At 65.2% G+C, this 20,200-nt stretch carries 21 protein-coding genes and 1 tRNA gene; 9 read left to right on the forward strand and 13 right to left on the reverse strand.

What is annotated here, in order from left to right:
• Positions 1-7 precede the first annotated feature (7 nt).
• From H0523_RS02610 to H0523_RS02650, 9 genes are read left to right on the forward strand one after another with little or no spacing between them, the layout of a single operon-like run.
• Positions 8-406 (forward strand): hypothetical protein, encoded by a 399-nt coding sequence (locus H0523_RS02610; RefSeq protein ID WP_054433074.1) that lies wholly within the window; start codon positions 8-10, stop codon positions 404-406.
• Entirely contained in the window at positions 406-648 is a 243-nt protein-coding gene (locus H0523_RS02615) for a hypothetical protein (protein WP_054433073.1), read from the forward strand. The genes H0523_RS02610 and H0523_RS02615 overlap by 1 nt, the downstream gene beginning before the upstream one ends.
• 20 nt (positions 649-668) lie before the next feature.
• Positions 669-851 carry a hypothetical protein gene (locus H0523_RS02620; protein WP_054433072.1) on the forward strand — a complete coding sequence of 61 codons (183 nt, stop codon included), beginning with the start codon at positions 669-671 and terminating at the stop codon, positions 849-851.
• 2 nt (positions 852-853) lie between these two features.
• Positions 854-1,495 (forward strand): hypothetical protein, encoded by a 642-nt coding sequence (locus H0523_RS02625; protein ID WP_054433071.1) that lies wholly within the window; start codon positions 854-856, stop codon positions 1,493-1,495.
• Positions 1,492-2,412 (forward strand): hypothetical protein, encoded by a 921-nt coding sequence (locus H0523_RS32175; RefSeq protein WP_231691915.1) that lies wholly within the window; start codon positions 1,492-1,494, stop codon positions 2,410-2,412. The genes H0523_RS02625 and H0523_RS32175 overlap by 4 nt, the downstream gene beginning before the upstream one ends.
• Entirely contained in the window at positions 2,402-2,653 is a 252-nt protein-coding gene (locus H0523_RS02635; protein WP_054433069.1) for a hypothetical protein, read from the forward strand. Before H0523_RS32175 ends, H0523_RS02635 begins: the two co-directional genes overlap by 11 nt.
• Positions 2,646-3,320: a hypothetical protein gene (locus H0523_RS02640; protein WP_054433068.1), complete on the forward strand. Its 675-nt coding sequence runs from the start codon at positions 2,646-2,648 to the stop codon at positions 3,318-3,320. The genes H0523_RS02635 and H0523_RS02640 overlap by 8 nt, the downstream gene beginning before the upstream one ends.
• On the forward strand, positions 3,320-3,586 hold the full coding sequence (locus tag H0523_RS02645) for a DUF4224 domain-containing protein (protein WP_054434304.1): 267 nt from the start codon (positions 3,320-3,322) through the stop codon (positions 3,584-3,586). The genes H0523_RS02640 and H0523_RS02645 overlap by 1 nt, the downstream gene beginning before the upstream one ends.
• Before the next feature lie 2 nt (positions 3,587-3,588).
• Entirely contained in the window at positions 3,589-4,671 is a 1,083-nt protein-coding gene (locus H0523_RS02650; protein ID WP_054434302.1) for a tyrosine-type recombinase/integrase, read from the forward strand.
• A gap of 76 nt (positions 4,672-4,747) precedes the next feature.
• On the opposite strand, the gene H0523_RS02655 is transcribed toward H0523_RS02650, so the two are convergent.
• From H0523_RS02655 to der, 13 genes are all read right to left on the reverse strand, one after another.
• Positions 4,748-4,826 (reverse strand) — tRNA-Ile (locus H0523_RS02655).
• Positions 4,827-4,833: 7 nt separating this feature from the next.
• Positions 4,834-7,101 carry an RNA polymerase sigma factor RpoD gene (gene rpoD, locus H0523_RS02660; protein ID WP_054434301.1) on the reverse strand — a complete coding sequence of 756 codons (2,268 nt, stop codon included), beginning with the start codon at positions 7,099-7,101 and terminating at the stop codon, positions 4,834-4,836.
• A gap of 714 nt (positions 7,102-7,815) precedes the next feature.
• Positions 7,816-9,888, reverse strand: coding sequence for a DNA primase (gene dnaG / locus H0523_RS02665; protein ID WP_054434300.1), 2,073 nt, complete (start codon positions 9,886-9,888; stop codon positions 7,816-7,818).
• 19 nt (positions 9,889-9,907) lie between these two features.
• Positions 9,908-10,120, reverse strand: coding sequence for a 30S ribosomal protein S21 (gene rpsU, locus H0523_RS02670; RefSeq protein WP_006218592.1), 213 nt, complete (start codon positions 10,118-10,120; stop codon positions 9,908-9,910).
• 441 nt (positions 10,121-10,561) lie between these two features.
• Positions 10,562-11,104 carry a phosphoribosyltransferase gene (locus H0523_RS02675; protein ID WP_054434298.1) on the reverse strand — a complete coding sequence of 181 codons (543 nt, stop codon included), beginning with the start codon at positions 11,102-11,104 and terminating at the stop codon, positions 10,562-10,564.
• An 83-nt stretch (positions 11,105-11,187) separates the two neighbouring features.
• On the reverse strand, positions 11,188-12,483 hold the full coding sequence (locus H0523_RS02680) for an adenylosuccinate synthase (protein WP_054434296.1): 1,296 nt from the start codon (positions 12,481-12,483) through the stop codon (positions 11,188-11,190).
• 76 nt (positions 12,484-12,559) lie between these two features.
• Positions 12,560-13,717: an ATP phosphoribosyltransferase regulatory subunit gene (locus H0523_RS02685; RefSeq protein WP_054434294.1), complete on the reverse strand. Its 1,158-nt coding sequence runs from the start codon at positions 13,715-13,717 to the stop codon at positions 12,560-12,562.
• Positions 13,718-13,976: 259 nt separating this feature from the next.
• A complete protein-coding gene (gene hflC / locus H0523_RS02690) occupies positions 13,977-14,879 on the reverse strand; it encodes a protease modulator HflC (protein ID WP_054434291.1) in 903 nt (300 codons plus the stop codon).
• Positions 14,880-14,897: 18 nt separating this feature from the next.
• Positions 14,898-16,202: an FtsH protease activity modulator HflK gene (gene hflK, locus H0523_RS02695; protein WP_054434315.1), complete on the reverse strand. Its 1,305-nt coding sequence runs from the start codon at positions 16,200-16,202 to the stop codon at positions 14,898-14,900.
• Positions 16,168-17,274: a GTPase HflX gene (gene hflX / locus H0523_RS02700; protein WP_006387860.1), complete on the reverse strand. Its 1,107-nt coding sequence runs from the start codon at positions 17,272-17,274 to the stop codon at positions 16,168-16,170. Before hflX ends, hflK begins: the two co-directional genes overlap by 35 nt.
• A gap of 84 nt (positions 17,275-17,358) precedes the next feature.
• Positions 17,359-17,595, reverse strand: coding sequence for an RNA chaperone Hfq (gene hfq, locus H0523_RS02705; protein WP_006218585.1), 237 nt, complete (start codon positions 17,593-17,595; stop codon positions 17,359-17,361).
• Positions 17,596-17,756: 161 nt separating this feature from the next.
• A complete protein-coding gene (gene hisC, locus H0523_RS02710; RefSeq protein ID WP_054434289.1) occupies positions 17,757-18,824 on the reverse strand; it encodes a histidinol-phosphate transaminase in 1,068 nt (355 codons plus the stop codon).
• A 3-nt stretch (positions 18,825-18,827) separates the two neighbouring features.
• The gene (gene der / locus H0523_RS02715; RefSeq protein WP_054434286.1) at positions 18,828-20,183 is read right to left on the reverse strand and encodes a ribosome biogenesis GTPase Der; all 1,356 of its coding nucleotides are present in this window, start codon (positions 20,181-20,183) and stop codon (positions 18,828-18,830) included.
• Positions 20,184-20,200 lie beyond the last annotated feature (17 nt).

Genomic DNA, 20,200 nt, shown 5'->3' on the forward strand with positions numbered 1-20,200 from the left:
TGACGACATGACCGAATTCGAAATCAAGCACGGCCTCTTCCAGGACGAGCCCGGGCCGCTGGAGCTGGCTGCATCCCCCGTATCCACGGTGGAGCAAGGGGATGCGGTGAAGCGGCTGCGCGATGCCATCGAGGGCGAATGCAGCGGCGTATGGATCAGCGAGAAGCAGGCCATCGCCGTGCTGGCCCACCTGAACCACCCCGCTCCCGCTGCTGGCGATGCGCGGGATGCGCATTTCGACCTGTTGCAAGACGACATGGTGGTGGCGTCGGCCAGTGGCCCACGGGCGCAGGCCCTGCAAGAGATCCAGAACTATGCAGCCGTGTACGGCCAGGACGGCCCTGTGCAGATCGAGGAAGTCATCCGCATTCCGTTTAATGCCGCCCAGCGGCAGGGGGATGCGTGATGGAACTCACCTACTACGAAAAGAAGGTACTCGCCGCACTGAGCGGACCGGGCGCGTTGCTAACTCGCGATGTGGCCGACAGGGTGCGCCCGCGTTTCGGCAACCAGCATCAGCACAGCGCCGCCATGCGGGTTTGTCTGGTGCGCCTGGAAAAGCTGGGCCTGGTTCGACGCCTGGACAACGAGAAACCCGTTTGCTGGCAGCTCGCCGCCCAGCCGTCACAACGTAAGGGGGATGCGTGATGGCACAAGACCGCCAACCCATGAAGCGCGAGACACCCGACCTTTACAAAATGAACCTGCCTGACGGCAAGACCTGCGGCGACTGCGCGCATTTCCGCCGCTGCAATCTGATGTTCGGCCATATCGCGGGCGACGAGCAATGCGACTGGGCGCCGTCGCGCTTCATCGCCGCCCAGCCAGCACAACAGGGCGCGGGGAGGTGAGCATGGACGTTGCCGCTCTGTTCGTGGAAACGGACGGCGCCTATTTCGGCGTGCCTGGCGTGGACCCGTGGGACGAGCCGCGGGACGCACGCCGGTACGCCGGGCATCGTCCTGTCGTCGCCCACCCGCCCTGCCAGCGCTGGGGCCGGTACTGGCATGGGCCACCCAACAAGCCGCACCAGTTCCGGCTCGGCGAAGACGGCGGATGCTTCGGCGCCGCGCTGACCGCAGTGCGCAACTACGGCGGCGTGCTGGAGCATCCGGCCGACTCTCGCGCCTGGGGCTGGTTTGGACTGAAGAAGCCGCCGCGCGCCGGCCGGTGGGTGCGCGCCGATGAATTCGGCGGCTGGACCTGCTATGTCGAGCAAGGGCATTACGGCCACATGGCGCGCAAGGGGACGTGGCTCTACGCCGTCGGCACCGATCTTCCTGAACTGAAGTGGGGCCGGTCACCCCAGCGCATCCACCCGCGCGCCCTGGAACTGCACGGCTACGAGAAGGCCCGCCGCATCGGAATGATGGCCATGGTGGGAGGCAAGGACAAGACCCGTATCCGCGACGCTACGCCGCCCGAATTCCGCGACGTTCTGCTAGCCATCGCCCGCAGCGCGGGCACATCAATCAACAAGGAACTGGACCTATGACCAATCAGAACCAGAACAACGCCGCCCAGGCGGCCAACGAGAAGGACGACGCGCAGCGCGTCAAGGGCATTGGCCCGGCGTATCCGTACACGCCGAACACCGCATCGCCTACGCCGCTGCCCAAGCTGCGCGCCCCTGTAGCCGATGAGTGGGCAGCGTTTGAAAAGTGGCATGTGTCGGATTTCGGCCGTAGACCGGTCCCCTTCCGCCAGGGAGACACCGCCCGCTGGGAGGGCTGGCGAGGCCGCGCCGCCCTGGCAAGCGCCCCTGTAGCCGGGGAGGCGCAGAGGCCGCTAGGTTACGTCGCAGTACTGCACGCGCCGTGCAGCGCTCGCTATTTCTCGCGCATTACGGACCAGCATCAAGCCCGAATTTGCGCGGATCAATGGGCCAAGCAATACGCAGACGTGACGCCGGGGCCTTGGCCTACAGAAGCGGTGGCCGTGTATGCCGCGCCCCAGGCCAGCGCCGATGCCGAGCTGTGCGCCGCCTTCAACGAGTGGCTGGACAAGACCGACTTCATCCAGAAGCGGATCGCGTCCGGCAAGCTGCCCGTGAAGTACCTGGGCTGGCACCGCGCCGACGTGATGCGCGATCTGATCGACCAGGCCAGCGCCGAGCCGGCTCGGCCCTGCTCCTGCCCCAGCGGTGACGGCTCCCTGCGCCATCCGTGCGCTGTGCATCCGGCCGACCGCCAGCAGCGCGCCGGGGGTGCGGACGTCGGCCGGCTGCTGACCGCCGCCAAGGGCATGACCAAGCTGTACGGGCATGTATGGGACCGGGCTGATGGCGCGCTGGTGGTGTTTCCTGAGAACGTCGCACGATTCGATGTCGCTTTCGACGCCTTGCGCGCCGCAGTTGGCGAGGTGGTGGACGATGCCACCCAGCCCGAACAAGGGGAACGCGATGAAGGTTGATCTGACGATGGTCGAGTTGAAGGTGCTGGGCGCCGTGCTGAACAACCACAAGTACATGCTCAAGGCCATCATGAACGACGCCGATATCTCGCAGGCAGTGAAAGACGCCGAGGTGGCCAAGCACAAGCGCGCCGGCCAAATCCTGCGCAAGCTGCGCGCCGCGTACAAGTCGGAGCGCCCCAGGCGTGCCGTAATGCATTCAGGCGCGCAGACCACCGAGGAAGGAGGAAATCATGCGTGAACGCCCTATCCTGTTCACCGGCCCGATGGTGCGCGCCATCCTGGCCGGCAACAAGACGCAAACGCGGCGGGTTGCCAAGGAATTCGCAGGCCGCGACGACCTGGACGCGATTCTCACCAGATTCCCGAACCAGAACGGCTGCCCCTACGGCCAGCCCGGCGAGCGCCTATGGGTGCGGGAAGCGTTTCGCTTTGCCGCGAGCCTCGATCGCCTCTCGCCTAACGACGTGGGAGAGAAGGCGCTCGACGCCGGATACAACACGCCTTGGGCACCCACGCAGTTTGAAGCAGACGGCCGCCGCGCTGGCGCTTGGCACGGCTTCGACACGCCGCCCACCGGCACCACGCCCGGCAAGCTGCGCCCTGGCATTCACATGCCGCGCTGGGCCTGCCGCCTGGTCCTGGAAATCACCGGCGTGCGCGTGGAGCGGTTGCAGGACATTAGTGGAGCTGATTGCTGGGCAGAGGGTATCGAAGAATGCGACGGATCGCTTGATGAAGTGGAAATCTGCCGTCTGGCCAAGACGATGGGACGCACCTTCGAAGATCCGCAGCCGACCTATGCGGCACTCTGGGAGCAGATCAACGGTGCCGGCTCCTGGCTGGCAAACCCATGGGTCTGGGTCGTGGAGTTCCGCCGCGCCGACACCGACAAGAAGGAGATGTGATGGCACACGCAGCCCAACACCAAGCACCGGCCGCCGACATGTTCCTGAGCCCGGCCGAGGTGGCCGAGATGACCGGCATCCGGCGCGGCACCAAGGGCAAGCCTTACCCTGTCCTGCAGGTGGAATGGCTGCTTGCCCACGGCTACCCGGCGCACGTGAACCGTGCCGGCCGGGCTATAGTCGCGCGCAGTGCCGTGGATGGCCAGCGCCAGCGCGCGGCCGAGCCGGCCAATGCCGAATGGACCCCTGACGCCTGGAGAGCATGAGCATGGGGCGCAAGCCTACCCGCAATCGCTTGCCGCCTGGCATGCGCGCGCGCCACCGCGGCGCCAAGACCTACTACTACTTCGACCTGGGTGGCAAGCCGCGCAAGGAAGAGCCGCTGGGGTCCGACTTCGTCGAGGCCATGCGCCGCTGGGGCCAGCTCACGCAGCAGTCGGTCGGCGCCGCCGGCCAGGTCACATTCCGTCAGGCTGCTAACCGATACTTCGCCGACATCGTGCCGACGAAGGCGCCGCGCACGCAGGACGGCAACCAGATCGAACTCGAATTCCTGTGCGAGATCTTCGACAAACCCCCGGTCGCGCTGGAGTTGATCAAGCCTGTCCACGTCACCCGGTACATCCGCTGGCGCATGGGGAAAGCGGCGGACTGGTTCCGCGAGAAGGGCCGGGAGGTGCCACCCGATGCCGGCCACGTCCGCGCCAACCGCGAAATCGCGCTGTTCAGCGCCATTTTTAACTACGCCCGCGAGATCGGCCTGACCGACGCACCGAACCCCGCCCAGGGCGTGCGCAAGAACAAGGAGCGCGGCCGCGACACTTACGTCGAGGACGACACCTATGCGCAGGTCTGGAAGGCTGCGGACGAGCCGCTGCAGGACGCCATGGACCTGGCCTACCTGGCGGGCCAGCGGCCGGCCGACACCCTGCGGTTTCTGGAGACGGACATGCGCGACGGCTTCCTGCATGTACGCCAGGGCAAGACCGCCCAGAAGCTGCGCATCGAGATCACCGGCGAGCTGGCGCAGGTGGTCGACCGGATCAAGGCCAGGAAGGCCCGCTACCGTGCCGACAACAAGGTGGTCAGCCTGTACCTGGTGGTGAACGAATCCGGCCTGCCGCTGACCGCCGGCGCGCTGCGCGATCGGTTCGACAAAGCCCGCCAGGCGGCCGGCGTGCCCAAGGCCGCGTTCCAGTTCCGCGACCTGCGCGCCAAGGCCGGCACCGACAAGACCGAGGCCGCCGGCGACATCCGCCAGGCCCAGAAGCAGCTCGGCCATGGGTCGGTGACGACCACCGAGAAGTACGTCCGGCGCCGCAAGGGCGACAAGGCAGCACCCACTCGGTAAGCCGGTTTGCGGAAAAGGCCCAGGATTGCGGAAAAGAAAACGGGTCTTGGATTACTCCAAGACCCGCGAGTTTCTTTGGTAGGCCCCCCGAGAGTCGAACTCGGCACCAACGGATTATGAGTCCGCTGCTCTAACCAGGCATGAGCTAGAGGCCCAGGAAACTTACTGCCCTTCCAGGAAGCTCTTCAGCTTGTCGGCCCGGCTCGGGTGACGCAGCTTGCGCAGCGCTTTAGCCTCTATTTGGCGGATGCGCTCACGCGTGACGTCGAATTGCTTGCCCACTTCTTCCAGCGTCTGGTCGGTGCTCATTTCGATACCGAAACGCATGCGCAGAACCTTGGCTTCCCGCGGGGTCAGGGAGTCTAGCACTTCCTTGACCACGTCGCGCATGGAACCATGCAGCGCGGCGTCCGAAGGCGCCAGGGTCGAGGTGTCCTCGATGAAATCGCCCAGGTGCGAGTCGTCGTCGTCACCGATCGGCGTTTCCATGGAGATCGGCTCCTTGGCGATCTTCAGGATCTTGCGGATCTTGTCCTCGGGCATGTCCATCTTCTGCGCCAGGGTCGCGGGATCCGGCTCGGCGCCGGTTTCCTGCAGGATCTGGCGGCTGATCCGGTTCATCTTGTTGATCGTTTCGATCATGTGAACCGGGATACGGATGGTGCGCGCCTGGTCGGCGATGGAGCGGGTGATGGCCTGACGGATCCACCACGTCGCGTAGGTCGAGAACTTGTAGCCGCGACGGTACTCGAACTTGTCCACGGCCTTCATCAGGCCGATGTTGCCTTCCTGGATCAGGTCCAGGAACTGCAGGCCGCGGTTCGTGTACTTCTTGGCGATCGAGATCACCAGGCGCAGGTTGGCCTCGGTCATTTCGCGCTTGGCCTTGCGAGCCTTGGCTTCGCCGGTGGCCATGCGCTTGTTGACGTCCTTCAGGTCCTTGAGCGGCAGCACCACGCGGGTCTGCAGGTCAATCAGCTTCTGCTGCAGTTCCTGCACGGCGGGGATCTGGCGCTCCAGCGTTTCGGCGTACGGATGGCCGGCGGCCACTTCGTCGACGACCCACTGCAGGTTGGTTTCGTTGCCCGGGAACACCTTGATGAAATGCGTGCGCGGCATGCCGGCACGGTCCACACACGTGTGCAGGACGGCGCGCTCGAGCTGGCGCACTTCTTCCACCTGGTTGCGCAGCGTGTCGGCCAGCTTCTCGACCATCTTGGCGGTGAAGCGGATGCCCATCAGTTCGTTCTGGATCGACTCCTGCGCGCGCACGTAGACGTCCGACTTGTAGCCGTCCTTCTCGTACGACAGGCGCATCTTGTCGAACTGCTTGCCGACCTCGTCGAACTTTGCCAGCGCCTTGATGCGCAGGTCTTCCAGCTGCTTGCTGGACATGCCGCCGGCGGGGCCGTCGTCGCTTTCGTCTTCGTCGGCGGTGACGCCGGCGCCGGCGTATTCCTCGCCGTCTTCCGGATCGACCAGGCCGTCGACCACTTCGTCGATCTGCGCCTGGCCTTCACGCACGCGCAGGACGTGGGCGAGGATTTCGTTGATGGTGGTCGGGCAGGCCGAGATGGCCATGACCATGTGCTTCAGGCCATCTTCGATGCGCTTGGCGATCTCGATTTCGCCTTCGCGCGTCAGCAGCTCCACCGAGCCCATTTCGCGCATGTACATACGCACGGGGTCGGTGGTGCGGCCGAAGTCGGAGTCCACGGTGGTCAGCGCGGCTTCGGCTTCGTCTTCGACGTCGTCGTCGTTGGACGCGACCGGCGCGTTTTCGCTCATCAGCAGCGTTTCGGCGTCGGGGGCCTGGTCGTAGACCGCGATGCCCATGTCGCTGAAGGTGCTGATGATGCCGTCGATGGCTTCGGCGTCGACCAGGTCATCAGGCAGATGGTCGTTGATTTCGCCGTAGGTCAGATAGCCGCGGTCCTTGCCCAGCTTGATCAGCTGCTTGAGGCGGTTGCGGCGGGCTTCGTATTCTTCGGCCGAGACGGGACCGCGGGCGATCAGATCCTTGGGATCAGCCTTGCCGCGCTTGCCGCCGCGCTTGGGCGGCTTCAGGTCCGGCAGGACTTCGCCTTCGCCGTCCATGGTGTCGTCGAAACCGTCGGAATCATTGTTGGCGTTCTTGGCCGGGCGACCGGGGCGGCGGCCGCTGGGGACCGGACGCGCGCTGCCGACCAGGTCGGCGAGCTTGTCCTCGGCCTTCTTGGCACGAGCCTTGGTCACCTTCTCGGGCTTGTCTGCCGCCGCCGTCTTGGCAGCCGCCTTCTTGGCGGCCGTCTTCGCGGCAGGCTTGGCGACCTTCACCGCCGTCTTGGCGGGCGCTTTTTCCGCTGCCATGCTGACCACGCGCTTGGCCTTCGTGGCCAGGGCGTCGGTCGCATCAATTGCAGAGGAGGATTTGCCGGTGGATTTGGTCATAGTCGCTTCCGTGGTCGTCGCAACCCGTTCGGGCATGTTGCACCGCATGACGCCGCTGCCAGGCAAAGGCCTTTCGCGGCATCCCTACGGGTAAATCAGGTGAATCGGCGGAAGCCCCGCGGCTGCGTTGTTCGCAGCACCGGCTCTTGCGAGCCCGCCTGGCGTCGTTGCGGTCCGTGACCGGCTGGGCGCCTGGCGTGCATGGCTTCATCCCGCGATGGACTTCGGGCGTCGAGGGGGGGCTGTCTGCCTATAAATAGGCGTTGCTTGCCTGTCGGGCCTTGCCCTTGGCAGCTGGATAGACACAGCACCCAAACCTCAGACGCGGCGCGAAGATAACCGTCGCCGGACTGCGTGATTCACCGCTCAGCTATAGTAATTAACTATGTAACAAGTTTGACGCACACGTCCGCTTTTTTTTCGTGCTGGCGCCTGGGGCTTACCCGCCCCGGACCGACCCGCTCAACCGGTATCGGTCCTGTCCGCCAGCCCGGCGCATCTTCAGCCGACCTGCCCATCAAACCCTAAAACAATTAGATTCCGGCGGCGAAAATAGATTCCGCCCGCCGTTCTTTTTCCTGCAGCTTCTGTAATCGGCTTCTGTAATCGTTTTCCCGCGGCACTGAGAGTCCTGCCCCCTCTCTCGTCACCACCTCGTCGCCATACGGCGTTCGTGGCAATGTCGCGGCGGGAAAACCCTTGATTTTACCGCATTTAGCGTATGCCGGCACCTTTGAGCACCAACATCCGGCTGGACAGCTCCAAGTAGCGCTTGCGCGCCTCCTCGGTGGCCAGGCCCGCCGCCGCCAGCTTGGACATTTCCGCCTTCGCCGAATCGAATTCGATGCGGCGCAGCGCGTCATCCCACTCGGTCTGCGGATCGGGCAGATCCTCTTGCGACAGGATGTCGACCCGCAATCCCTTGAGCACCGTGGCGAGGTCCGAGTCCGGCTCGGCTGCCTCCAGCAAGGCGCCCACATGGCGCGCGCCGCTGGCCTGCGCCAGCATGATCAGGTCCCTCACCAATCCTAGATGGGGGCCGTGGTCGATGACTTCAAGCTGCTGGTCGCCCATGGAGTCGACCAGTTCCGGATGGGCCAGCAACAGACTCAGCAGGCGCTTGGCCAGCGACGGCATGGTGCGGCGTCCTTCGAAGCCGCCGACGTCATCGCGCTTGCCCTTCCAGTTGCCCTTGCCGCCTTTCCAGTCGCCCTTGCCCTTCCAGTCGCTCTTGCCCTTCCAATCGCCCTTGCCTTTCCAGTCCTGCTTGCCGGCGCCGCCATTCCAGCCACCGCCCGATTCGCCGCCCTGCGACGAAAACTGGCCATAGTCGGCATACTCGCCATCGTCGGCGGGAATGTCGTGGAAATCGTGGCCGGCGAAGTCGTAGCCGCCATCGTGCGGGGCGCCGTCGTGCGGCGCCGCCGTACCGGAGGCGGCCACGATGCCCGCCTCACCGGCGTTCGGCTTGGCGGGCGCGCCGAACGGCTTGGCGGGCTGCTGCGCCAGCACCTGTGCCATTTCCTCGGGCGTCAGCTGCACCAGCTTGGCCATCTCGCGTTCGATCTGCACGCGCAGCGCGCATTCCGGAATCGACGCCAGCAGCGGCTTGGCCTCGTGCAGGCAACTGGCGCGGCCCTCGGCCTCTTCCATGTTGTGGCGCGAGGCCAGCTCGTCCAGCAGGAAGCGCGACAGCGCCACCGCCTCGCCCAGGCAGGCGCGGAAGGCCTCCGCGCCCAGTTCGCGCACATACGAATCCGGATCGTGCTCGGTCGGCAGGAACAGGAAGCGGATGGCGATGTCGTCGCGCAGCACCGGCAGGCACGCCTGCAGCGCGCGCCACGCGGCGCGGCGGCCGGCGCCGTCGCCGTCGAAACTGAAGATGACCTTGTCGCTGGTGCGCAGCAGCTTCTTGACGTGATCCGGCGTGGTCGCGGTGCCAAGCGTGGCGACGGCATTGGCGATGCCCTGCTGCGCCAGCCCGACCACGTCCATATAGCCTTCGACCACGATGACCTGGCCTTCCTGGCGGATCGCCTGGCGCGCTTCCCACAGGCCGTACAGCTCCTGGCCCTTGGAGAACAGCGGGGTTTCCGGCGAATTCAGGTACTTGGGCTCGCCCTTGCCGATGATGCGGCCGCCAAAGCCGATCAGGCTGCCGCGCGCATTGCGGATCGGGAACATGACCCGTTCGCGGAAGCGGTCGTAGCGGCGGCCGTCCTCGGACTCGATGACGAGACCTGATTCCACCAGCGTGGGATCTTCGTAATTGGGAAAAACCTGCGACAGCCCGTGCCGGTCCGTGCCGGACCAGCCCAGACCGAAATGCGCGGCAATCTCGCCGGTCAGGCCACGCTGCTTCAGATAGCGGATCGCCGCGGGCGATGCGCGCAACTGCTTCAGGTAATGGGCCTGGGCGGCGTCCAGCACTTGCGTGTGGCGGGACTCCTCGGCCTTGCGGCGCGCGGTTTCCTGCTGCTGGCGGGGGCTGCGGTTTTCTTCGGGGACCGTCATTCCCGCCGAAGCCGCGAGCGTGCGCACGGCTTCGGGGAAACTGGCGCCCGTGTGCTCCATCAGGAAGGTGATGGCACTGCCATGCGCTCCGCAACCGAAGCAGTGATAGAACTGCTTGGTGGGGCTGACAGTGAACGACGGACTTTTTTCGTTATGAAAGGGGCACAGGCCAAGCAAGTTGGCCCCACCCTTTCGCAACTGCACGTACCGCCCGACGACATCGACAACGTCGACCCGGGCGAGTAGTTCCTGGATGAATGATTCTGGAATCAATAGATTCTGGAATCAGAAATCAATACAGGCGCGGGGGCAGTTGCTGGCTACGGATGCGCTTGTAGTGGCGCTTCACGGCGGCGGCGTGCTTGCGCTTGCGCTCGGCCGTGGGCTTCTCATAGAACTCGCGCGAGCGCAGTTCGGTGAGCAAACCGGTCTTTTCGATGGTGCGCTTGAAGCGGCGCAGAGCGGCTTCAAACGGTTCGTTTTCCTTCAGTCGAACGATAGGCATAAAGTGATTGGCCTGCTTGTAGGGTAACAAAAGTTGATGACAAACCTGGCTTGCTTACCAGCAACGCCACGGGGTTCCCGGCGGCAAACCGCCTGTCAGCCCAGGCCGCAGACCATGCATACGCGAATATAGTAATCGGGCATGCCCATCCGGGCCAAGAGATCCGCGCACCTGGACAACCCAGGCCACCGACCTCTCATTTTCCGCTTCCAGGCGCGAGCGCCAAGAGCCTTGCAGCGCTAAATTCGCTGGCTGTTTCCGTTACCCAAAGACTACCCAGAGAGTAACAAGCCAAGTTCGGTTTAGCGATAACCAGCGATTCTAGCATGGTCATGGCTATTTTGACTACCGGGAGAACAGTCCGGCGCAATGCCCCGGCGCTTGCCGCCCCTGTCGCGCGCGGGCGGCAGGGATCGCCGGACTATCCGTCCCCGAAAGGCCTCAGGCCTTCGAGCCCTTGCGGATCCAGGCTTCCAGCTGGTGCGGACGCAGGCTGTCGTAGTCTTCGAAGGGCTGGTGGATCCAGGGGTTGGTCGGCAGCTTGTCGACGTAATAGTCGGGCTGCGCCAGGGAATGCCCTTTCCACCACAGCACGGCGCTGCGCAATTCGGTGATGTCGGCGAACTGGCTCTTGAGGTGGTCGTACACCTTCATGAAGGTCTTGCCGGTATCCACCATGTCGTCCACCAGCAACACCCGCCCGGACAGCGTGCCGCGCGTGATGGTGATGAACTGCGCGATATCCATATCGCCCTGCTTGGTGCCCGCGGCTTCGCGGTAGCTGCTGGTCGCCAGAATGCCCAACGGCACATCAAAAATACGGGACATGACGTCGCCGACGCGCATGCCGCCGCGCGCCAGGCACAAAATCTTGTCGAACTCCCAACCGGACTGGTGCACCTGCAAGGCCAGGCGCTCGATCAAGCGGTTGTAATCGTCCCACGTCACCCACAGATGGCTATCGTCACTGGTTGGCGCGCTCATAGGCAAGGATCTCCTGCGTGAAAATACGAAAAGGCCGCCGCCGGTATGAGACCGGCGGCGGCCTTGCGAATAATAACCCGATGTCAGCCCTTCAGGGGATGACGCAGCACAATGGTTTCGTTGCGGTCGGGACCGGTGGACACCAGGTCGATCGGCACGCCGCAGACTTCGGCCACGCGCTCCAGGTAGCGACGGGCGGCCTCGGGCAGCTTGTCGTACTCGGTGATGCCGACGGTGGATTCGCTCCAGCCCGGCAGCTCTTCCAGCACCGGCTGGGCTTGCGCCACGGCGTGGGCGCCGTAGGGCAGCACGTCGCGGAATTCACCATTGACGCGGTAGCCGACGCCCAGCTGGATGGTTTCCAGGCCGTCGAGCACGTCCAGCTTGGTGATGCACAGGCCGGTGATGCCGTTCAGGCGGACCGAGCGCTTGAGCGCGGCGCCATCGAACCAGCCGCAGCGGCGCGGACGGCCGGTGACCGAGCCGAATTCCTTGCCGATGGTGGCCAGGCGGGTGCCGATCTCGTCGACCAGTTCCGTGGGGAACGGGCCCGAGCCGACGCGCGTCGTGTAGGCCTTGGTGATGCCCAGGACGTAGTCCAGCGACTGGGGACCGACGCCCGCGCCCGCCGAAGCGGCGCCGGCGACGCAGTTGCTGCTGGTGACGAACGGATAGGTGCCGTGATCGACGTCCAGCAGCGCGCCCTGCGCGCCTTCGAACAGCAGGCGCTTGCCTTCCTGCTGCATGGTGTACAGCATGCTGGAGACGTCCGCGACCATCGGGGCGATCGCCGGCGCCAGCGCCATGGCCTGGTCGCGCACTTCGTTGGCCGACACGGCTTCGGCGCCGAGGTACTTGGTCAGCACGAAGTTGTGATAATCCAGCACTTCGGCGAGCTTTTCGTCGAACAGCGCGGGGTTGAACAGGTCCTGCACGCGCAGCGCGCGGCGGGCGACCTTGTCTTCGTAGGCCGGGCCGATGCCGCGACCGGTCGTGCCGATCTTGCCATCGCCCTTGCGCGCTTCACGGGCCTTGTCGACGGCCACGTGGTACGGCAGGATCAGCGGGCAGATCTCGGAGATGCGCAGACGCGAACGCACGTCCAGGCCGGCAGCCTCGAGCTCTTCGATTTCCTTGAGCAGGGCCTCGGGCGACAGCACCACGCCGTTGCCGATGAAGCAGGTGACGCCGGGATGCATGATGCCCGACGGGATCAGGCGAAGAATCGTCTTCTTGCCATTGATCCACAGCGTGTGGCCGGCGTTGTGGCCGCCCTGGAAGCGGACCACGCCCTGGACGGATTCCGCCAGCCAATCGACGATCTTGCCCTTGCCCTCGTCACCCCACTGGGTGCCGATTACGACTACGTTCTTGCTCATGTTACGAATCAATATCGAGTTTCTCGGGAAATCCGGAAATCTCCCCGCGGCCCTCTCGTTGCCGAGAGGGAGTTAGTCACAGCGTTCTGACCGTCCAGGCGCCATCCTGCAGCGCCAGCTCGCGATCGCAAACGAATTCGTCCTGATCCTGCTCGTGACCGGGCAATACCTGAACGACGATTTCCCCTGACCGGCGCAGGCGGCGGACCGCCTCGACCAGGGCGGGGGCTTGCCCCCAGGGCGCGCGAACCGCACGCGCCCGTTCCGCCGGCGGCAAACCCGCCGCCAGCTTGCGTAAATCCAGACTGAAGCCCGTGGCCGGACGCGCGCGCCCGAATGCCAGGCTGACGTCGTCGTAGCGGCCGCCGCGCACCAGCGCGTCGCGCCAGCCCTCGGCGTACAGCGCGAACTTGATGCCGGAGTGGTAGCCGTAGCCGTCCACGTCCGCCAGGTCGACGCCAAAGTCGACGTTCGGCTGACCATCCAGCAACACCTGCAGCGCATCCAGCGCGGCGACGACGCCGGGCAACAGCGGCAGGTCGTGGCGGGCCCGCTTCAGCACTTCGGGGCCGCCATAAAGCTTGGGCAGCAGCTGCAACGCCTTGAGCGTTTCAGCGCGCATGCCGGGCGTGCGCTCGGCCAGTTCCGTCAGGCCCGGCACGTCTTTCTCGCGCATCAGGCGGATGACGTCCTGAGAGACCGCGGCCGCGGCCGGATCGGCTTCGACGATGCCGCGCAGCACGCCGGGATGGCACAGCACCAGGCGCGGATTGCGCACACCGGCGATGGCCACCGTTTCCAGCACCAGCTGGATGATCTCGAGGTCGGCCTCGAAACCGGCATGGCCGTAGATTTCGGCGCCGATCTGCAGCAGCTCGCGGCTGGACAGCAGGTCCGCCGGGCGGGCATGCAGCACGTTGCCGCAGTAGCACAGGCGGGTCACGCCGGCGCGGTTCAACAAGTGCGCGTCGATGCGCGTGACCTGGGGAGTCATGTCGGCGCGAACGCCCAGCGTGCGGCCCGACAGCTGGTCGACCAGCTTGCAGGTGCGCAGATCCAGATCGCTACCGGTGCCGGACAGCAATGAATCGATGTACTCGACCAGGGGCGGCGCGACCAGCTCGAAGCCGTAAGTACGGTACAGATCGAGAAGTTCGCGGCGCACTTCCTCGATGCGCCGGGCCTCTGCCGGAAGTACGTCGGCAAGGCTCTCGGGCAGCAACCAGTTACCCATGAATGTTTACCTGAATAACGCCTAGAGATGCGTGGGCGTCGCCCAAACGAAAAAGCGGCTGAGGGGGCGTAAGCCCGCTCAGCCGCTGCGGAATGTTTTCTAGCTTACGGGGTATTGTACATGGTTCAGCCAGCAGCGCCAGCCCGTGGCGCAACACGTCCCCCATTGCCCCGCCGCACGGGCCGCCGGCGCAACCCGGCCAGAAAAAAGCCCCCAGGAAAAACCTGGGGGCTTCGCATGCCGTCCGCGGCGCCGCCTTTTACTTGGCGGGCACGGTCACCGGGGCCAGGGCCTGGCCGGCGGGGTCCTTCATGAACTGGAAGAAACTGGAGCTGGGGTCGACCACCAGCACGTCGCCCGGCTTCGAGAACGAAGCGCGGTAGGCTTCCAGGCTCTTGTAGTACGTGTAGAACTGCGGGTTCTTGCCGTAGGCCTGCGAGTAGATCGCGGCGGCCGCGGCATCGCCCTCGCCCATGATCGTCTGGGCCTTGGCGTAGGCCTGGGCCACGATCACTTCGCGCTGGCGATCGGCTTCGGCGCGGATCTTCTCGCCCTCGGCGGCGCCGATCGAGCGCAGCTCGTTGGCGACGCGGGTACGCTCGGCTTCCATGCGGCGGTACACCGATTCCGAGATCTCGGGCGCGAACTCGATGCGGCGCAGGCGCACATCGACGATCTGCACGCCCAACGGCTCGGCGCGCTTGGCGACGTTGGTCAGGATTTCGGCCATGATCTTGTCGCGTTCGGTCGAGACCACGTCGCGCACCGTGCGCACGTTGACCGAGGCGTTGAGCGCGTCGCGGATCTGCGCCTGCAGGCGTTCCTGCGCGGCGCGTTCGTTGCCGCCGAAGGTCACGTAGTACAGGCGGGGATCCGCGATGCGCCACTTGACGTACGAGTCGATCAGCAGGTTCTTCTTTTCGGAAGTCTGGATGCGCTCGGCTTCGTTGGTTTCGATGGTCAGGATGCGCTTGTCCAGCGTCACCACGTTCTGGAACGGCGGCGGCGCCTTGAAGTACAGGCCGGGCTCGTTGATGACCTTGCGCACTTCACCCAGCGAGAACACCAGGGCGTAGTCGCGCTCGCGCACCACGAACACGCAGGAAGAAAGGGCGGCCAGCACGATGAGCAGGCCGACCAGGATAGGCATAAGACGTTGCATGATCAGGAATCCTCCGGGTTAGCGCGACTGACGATCGCGGGGCAGCGCATTGCTATTGCTGCTGCCGGAGGGTTGCGGGGCCGGCGCCGCGCCACCACGCAGTGGCGCTTGCAGCGGCGGGCTGACCAATGCGGGCGATCCGGGGTTGCCTACCGCGGACTTGCTGGCATCCTGGGCGGCCAGATGCATGATCTTGTCCAAGGGCAGGTACAACATGTTGTTGTTGCTCTTGGTGTCGACCATGACCTTGCTGGCACGCGTGAAGATGTCCTGCATGCTCTCCAGGTACATGCGCTGGCGCATGACCTGCGGCGACTTCTCGTATTCGCCCAGGATGCTGGTGAAGCGCGCGGTATTACCCTGCGCATCGCCCGTCACCTTGGCGCGGTAGCCTTCGGCCTGCTCCAGCATGCGCGAGGCCTGGCCGCTGGCCAGCGGCACAACCTGGTTGGCGTAGGCCTGGCCTTCGTTGATCTGGCGTTCGCGATCCTGGCCGGCCTTGACGGCATCGTCGAACGCGGCCTGGACCTGTTCGGGCGGCTGCACGTTCTGGATGGCGACGGTGCTGACCTGGACGCCGGTCTGGTAGCGATCGAGGATCTGCTGCATCAGCGCCTGGACCTGCGTGGCGACCGTGGTACGGCCCTCGTACAGCACGAAGTCCATGGACTGCTTGCCGACCACTTCGCGCATGGCCGTTTCAGACGCCTGGCGCACGGAGTCGTCCGGGTCGCGGGTCATGAACAGGTAATCGGGCGCGCCATCGGCGCGCAGGCGGTATTGCACGACGAACTGCATGTCGACGATGTTCTCGTCCGTCGTGAGCATCAGCGCCTCGGGCAGCACCTTGTTGCGGGCGCCGCCACGGAAACCGACCTCGAACGTGCGCAGTTGCGACACGTTGACCATTTCGTGGCTCTGGATGGGATACGGCAGGCGCCACTGGAAGCCGGCTTGTGAAGTGCTCTTGTATTTGCCGAACTGCGTGACGACCGCGACCTGGCCTTCCTGGACGATATAGAAGCCGCTGGCCGCCCAGATGCCGACCGCGACCAGGGCGATCACTCCCAGTCCGATGCGGGCACCGCGCGGCGACGGCGGCGTCATGCCGCCGCGATTGCCACCGGGGCGGTTGTTGCCGCCCCCGCCCTTGCGGCCGAATAACGATCCGATGCGATTATTGAAATCGCGCCAGACCTCGTCGAGGTCTGGCGGACCGTCTCCGTTGCCTTGGGGCCGCTTGGGCGGCGGCTCGGAGCCATTATTGTTTCCACGACCCCAGCCGGGGTCATTCAGATTGAAGAGTTTGATAATTCGAGGCATTGTTTCCCACAATCTGTCCGGTCTCCGCAATTGCCCCGCGCAACGCGTCCAAACCGGCGCGCTCGGTGGCGCTTACAAATACTCGCGCAATCGTACCATGGGCGTCGCGCTCCGCCCGGGGTTCCAGGCCAGCACGGTCGATCTTGTTGTATACCAGAATGGTGGGAATCGCGGCAGCCCCGATTTCCGCCAGCACCTTGTTGACCTCGAAGATCTGTTCGTCGCGCTGCGGGCTGGCGGCATCGACCACGTGCAGCAGCAGATCGGCGTGCACGGTTTCCTCGAGCGTGGCGCGGAACGCCGCGATCAGGTCGTGAGGCAGGTCGCGGATGAAGCCCACGGTATCCGACACCACCACATTGCCCGCCCCTTCGATCCAGATGCGGCGGGTGGTCGTATCGAGCGTGGCGAACAACTGGTCCGCCGCGTAGGTATCGGCGCGGGTCAAGGCATTGAACAGCGTCGACTTGCCGGCGTTGGTGTACCCCACCAGCGACACCGACAGGGCGCCGCCCCGGGCACGCGCGCGGCGCTGCGTGACGCGCTGGCGCTCGACCCGGTCCAGGCGCTCGCGCAGCGTCTTGACCTTGGCGCCGATCATGCGGCGGTCCATTTCGAGTTGCGATTCGCCGGGACCGCGCATGCCGATACCGCCCCGTTGACGCTCCAGGTGGCTCCACATGCGCGTCAGCCGCGTGGCCAGATGCTGCAGCTGCGCCAGCTCGACCTGCAGCTTGCCCTCGTGGCTCTTGGCGCGCAGCGCGAAGATGTCCAGGATCAACGCCACGCGATCCACCACGCGCAGGTTGAAGACCCGTTCCAGGTTGCGCTGCTGGGCCGGCGACAGCGGCTGGTCGAACAGGACGATGTCGGCCAGCAGCGCCTGGGCCATGCCCACGCCTTCGTCGGCCTTGCCGGAACCGATGAAGAACTTGGCGTCGGGACGGTCGCGGCGGGCCGTGAGCGTGCCGACGATTTCCGCGCCGGCGCCCTTGGCCAGCATGGCGAATTCCTCGGCATGGGCCGTGAAGTCGGGATCACCCAGATCCACGCTGATGATCAGTGCGCGCATACATGCACCATTTTGGAGCCAAAGCGAAAATGCCCGCCGACGTCGACCGTCCGGCGGGCAATAAAAGGTACTGCGGGAGCGAGATTACTCAGCAGGGACTTCCACCTGGAAATTCACGGCGCGAGCGGGAACCACGGTGGAAATGGCGTGCTTGTAGACCATTTGCGTGACCGTGTTACGCAGCAGCACCACGTATTGGTCGAAAGATTCGATTTGCCCTTGAAGCTTGATACCGTTCACCAGGTAGATCGACACCGGCACATGATCCTTGCGCAGCGTGTTCAGGAACGGATCTTGCAGAGTTTGCCCTTTATTGCTCATTGGCCAGGCTCCATTTGTTTGTTATTGAGTGATGACGCGCTTTTTACAGGTGGGGCACGCCGAAACATGTACTCTACAGGGTTTTCCCGGCCCGTGCTACTTGTGTCGGATGCAAAAGTTGACACCAGAGTTTTCCGCCGGAAAGGCCCTTCAGCCGGGGGTCAGACGAGCTCGGCGAGCGCTTTCAGAAGCAATTCGCACTGCGCATCCGTGCCCACTGTAATACGCAGAAACTGGTCTATGCGCGGCAGGCGGAAATGGCGCACGATGATGCTGCGTTCGCGCAGGCCGGCGGCCAGCGCGGCGGCATCGCGCGACGGGTGGCGGGCGAACACGAAATTGGCGCTGGACGGCAGCACATCGAAGCCCAGGGCCTCCAGGCCGGCCGTCATCCGACCGCGGGTCTGGATCACCGCCTGGCGGGTCTGCTCGAAATACTCCACGTCCTCGAGCGCCGCGACCGCGCCGGCCGAGGCGAGGCGATCCACCGGGTAGGAATTGAAGCTGTTCTTGACGCGTTCCAGGCCGTCGATCAGCGCCGGGCTGCCGACCGCGAAGCCGACCCGCAGGCCCGCCAGCGAACGCGACTTGGACAGCGTCTGGATGACCAGCAGGTTGTCGTAGCGCGTGGTCAGCGGGATGGCCGACTCAGCGCCGAAATCGACATAGGCCTCGTCCACCACCACCACGCAATCCGGATTGCCCGCCAGCACGCGCTCGATCTCGGCCAGCGTCAGCGCGCGGCCAGTGGGCGCGTTGGGGTTGGGGAAGATGATGGCGCCGGCCTGGCCATGGCGGCCCGGCAGGTAGTCGTCGACGTCGATGCGGAAATCATCGGTCAGCGGCAGGGTCTCGTAATCGATGCCGTACAGGCCGCAATAGACGGGATAGAAGCTGTAGGTGATGTCCGGAAAGCGCAGCGGGCGCTCGTGCTTGAGCAGCGCCAGGAAGGCGTGCGCCAGCACTTCATCCGAGCCGTTGCCGACGAAGACGCTGGCCGGCGCCACGCCGACGGCCGTCGCCACCGCCTGGCGCAGGCGGTCGGACGACGGATCGGGATAGAGCTTGAGCGTGTCATCGCACGCCGCGCGGATCGCCTCGAGCACCCTGGGCGACGGCCCGTAGGGATGCTCGTTGGTGTTCAGCTTGACCAGGTTCTGAAGCTTGGGCTGCTCGCCCGGCACATACGGACTGAGCGTCCCGACCACGGGACTCCAGAAACGGCTCATGGATCAGCTTTCCTGCGCGTAGGGGTTGTGCGAAGACTTGAATTCGATCCGCAGCGGCGTGCCGGCCAGATCGAAGGCGTTGCGGAAACGGGTTTCCAGGTAGCGGCGGTACGAATCGGGCACCGAATCGAGCGCGTTGCCGTGGATGACCACCAGCGGGGGATTCTGCCCGCCCTGGTGCGCATAGCGCATCTTGGGACGGAAGATGCCCTTGCGGGGCGGCGGCTGCTGCTCGACGGCGGCCTGCAGCTCGCGCGTCAGCTTGGGCGTGGAGAGCTTGGCGAACGCGGCGGCGTGAGCGGCATTGACCGACTTGAGCAGCGGCTTGATGCCCTGGCCGCGCAAGGCGGAAATGGTGTGCACGCGGGCGAACGACAGGAAGCGCAGCTTGCGCATGAATTCGCGCTCGATGCGTTCCTTTTCCTCGCCGTCCAGGCCATCCCACTTGTTGACGGCCACGACCACGGCGCGCCCGGTTTCCAGCACGAAGCCGGCGATGTGGGCGTCCTGCTCGGAGATTTCGGTCTGCGCGTCCAGCATCAGCAGCACGACGTTGCTGGCCTCGATGGCCTGCAGCGTCTTGATGACGGAGAACTTCTCGACCGCCTCGAACACCTTGCCGCGCTTGCGCAGGCCGGCGGTGTCGATCAGCGTGTAGCGGCGGCCATCGCGCTCGAAGTCGATCTCGATGGCGTCGCGGGTGGTGCCGGGCATGTCGAACGCGATCACGCGCTCTTCGCCCATCAGCGTGTTGATCAGCGTGGACTTGCCGACGTTGGGACGGCCCACGATGGCCAGCTTGATGCGATGGTCGTGCTCGCCCTCTTCCGCCGGCTCTTCGTCCTCGGCGGGCGGCTCGGCCAGGTCCTGGAGCGCGAGTTCGATCAGGTCGACGATGCCGTCGCCGTGCGCCGCCGAGATGGGATAGGGTTGCCCCAGGCCCAGCTCGTGGAATTCGGCGATGGCGGCGCCCGCCCCCATGCCTTCGGCCTTGTTCACCGCCAGCAGCACGCGCTGCTGCCCCGACTTGCGCAGCAGCGTGGCGATTTCGTGGTCATGGGCGTTGAGCCCGGCGCGCGCGTCCACCAGGAACACGACGACATCGGCCTCGGCGATGGCCTGGCGGGTCTGGCGCGCCATTTCCAGCAGGATGCCATCCTTGGCGACCGGCTCGAAACCGCCCGTGTCGATGGCGATGAAGGGGATATCGCCCACCCTGCCCTCGCCGTAATGGCGATCGCGGGTCAGGCCGGAAAAATCGGCCACCAGCGCGGCGCGCGATCGCGTCAGGCGATTGAATAGGGTCGATTTCCCCACGTTGGGGCGGCCGACCAGGGCAACGACAGGCTTGAAAGACACGGTGTAAGGCTTTGTTC

Source organism: Achromobacter insuavis, from assembly GCF_902859645.1.
In the GTDB taxonomy this organism is placed as follows: domain Bacteria; phylum Pseudomonadota; class Gammaproteobacteria; order Burkholderiales; family Burkholderiaceae_B; genus Achromobacter; species Achromobacter insuavis.

Bases quoted from the DNA above. Each gene is read 5' to 3' on its own strand.
- H0523_RS02610 (WP_054433074.1), top strand. From the start codon at position 8: ATGACCGAATTCGAAATCAAGCACGGCCTCTTCCAGGACGAGCCCGGG.
- H0523_RS02615 (WP_054433073.1), top strand. From the start codon at position 406: ATGGAACTCACCTACTACGAAAAGAAGGTACTCGCCGCACTGAGCGGA.
- H0523_RS02620 (WP_054433072.1), top strand. From the start codon at position 669: ATGAAGCGCGAGACACCCGACCTTTACAAAATGAACCTGCCTGACGGC.
- H0523_RS02625 (WP_054433071.1), top strand. From the start codon at position 854: ATGGACGTTGCCGCTCTGTTCGTGGAAACGGACGGCGCCTATTTCGGC.
- H0523_RS32175 (WP_231691915.1), top strand. From the start codon at position 1,492: ATGACCAATCAGAACCAGAACAACGCCGCCCAGGCGGCCAACGAGAAG.
- H0523_RS02635 (WP_054433069.1), top strand. From the start codon at position 2,402: ATGAAGGTTGATCTGACGATGGTCGAGTTGAAGGTGCTGGGCGCCGTG.
- H0523_RS02640 (WP_054433068.1), top strand. From the start codon at position 2,646: ATGCGTGAACGCCCTATCCTGTTCACCGGCCCGATGGTGCGCGCCATC.
- H0523_RS02645 (WP_054434304.1), top strand. From the start codon at position 3,320: ATGGCACACGCAGCCCAACACCAAGCACCGGCCGCCGACATGTTCCTG.
- H0523_RS02650 (WP_054434302.1), top strand. From the start codon at position 3,589: ATGGGGCGCAAGCCTACCCGCAATCGCTTGCCGCCTGGCATGCGCGCG.
- rpoD (WP_054434301.1), bottom strand. From the start codon at position 7,101: ATGACCAAATCCACCGGCAAATCCTCCTCTGCAATTGATGCGACCGAC.
- rpsU (WP_006218592.1), bottom strand. From the start codon at position 10,120: ATGCCTATCGTTCGACTGAAGGAAAACGAACCGTTTGAAGCCGCTCTG.
- H0523_RS02675 (WP_054434298.1), bottom strand. From the start codon at position 11,104: ATGAGCGCGCCAACCAGTGACGATAGCCATCTGTGGGTGACGTGGGAC.
- H0523_RS02680 (WP_054434296.1), bottom strand. From the start codon at position 12,483: ATGAGCAAGAACGTAGTCGTAATCGGCACCCAGTGGGGTGACGAGGGC.
- H0523_RS02685 (WP_054434294.1), bottom strand. From the start codon at position 13,717: ATGGGTAACTGGTTGCTGCCCGAGAGCCTTGCCGACGTACTTCCGGCA.
- hflC (WP_054434291.1), bottom strand. From the start codon at position 14,879: ATGCAACGTCTTATGCCTATCCTGGTCGGCCTGCTCATCGTGCTGGCC.
- hflK (WP_054434315.1), bottom strand. From the start codon at position 16,202: ATGCCTCGAATTATCAAACTCTTCAATCTGAATGACCCCGGCTGGGGT.
- hflX (WP_006387860.1), bottom strand. From the start codon at position 17,274: ATGCGCGCACTGATCATCAGCGTGGATCTGGGTGATCCCGACTTCACG.
- hfq (WP_006218585.1), bottom strand. From the start codon at position 17,595: ATGAGCAATAAAGGGCAAACTCTGCAAGATCCGTTCCTGAACACGCTG.
- hisC (WP_054434289.1), bottom strand. From the start codon at position 18,824: ATGAGCCGTTTCTGGAGTCCCGTGGTCGGGACGCTCAGTCCGTATGTG.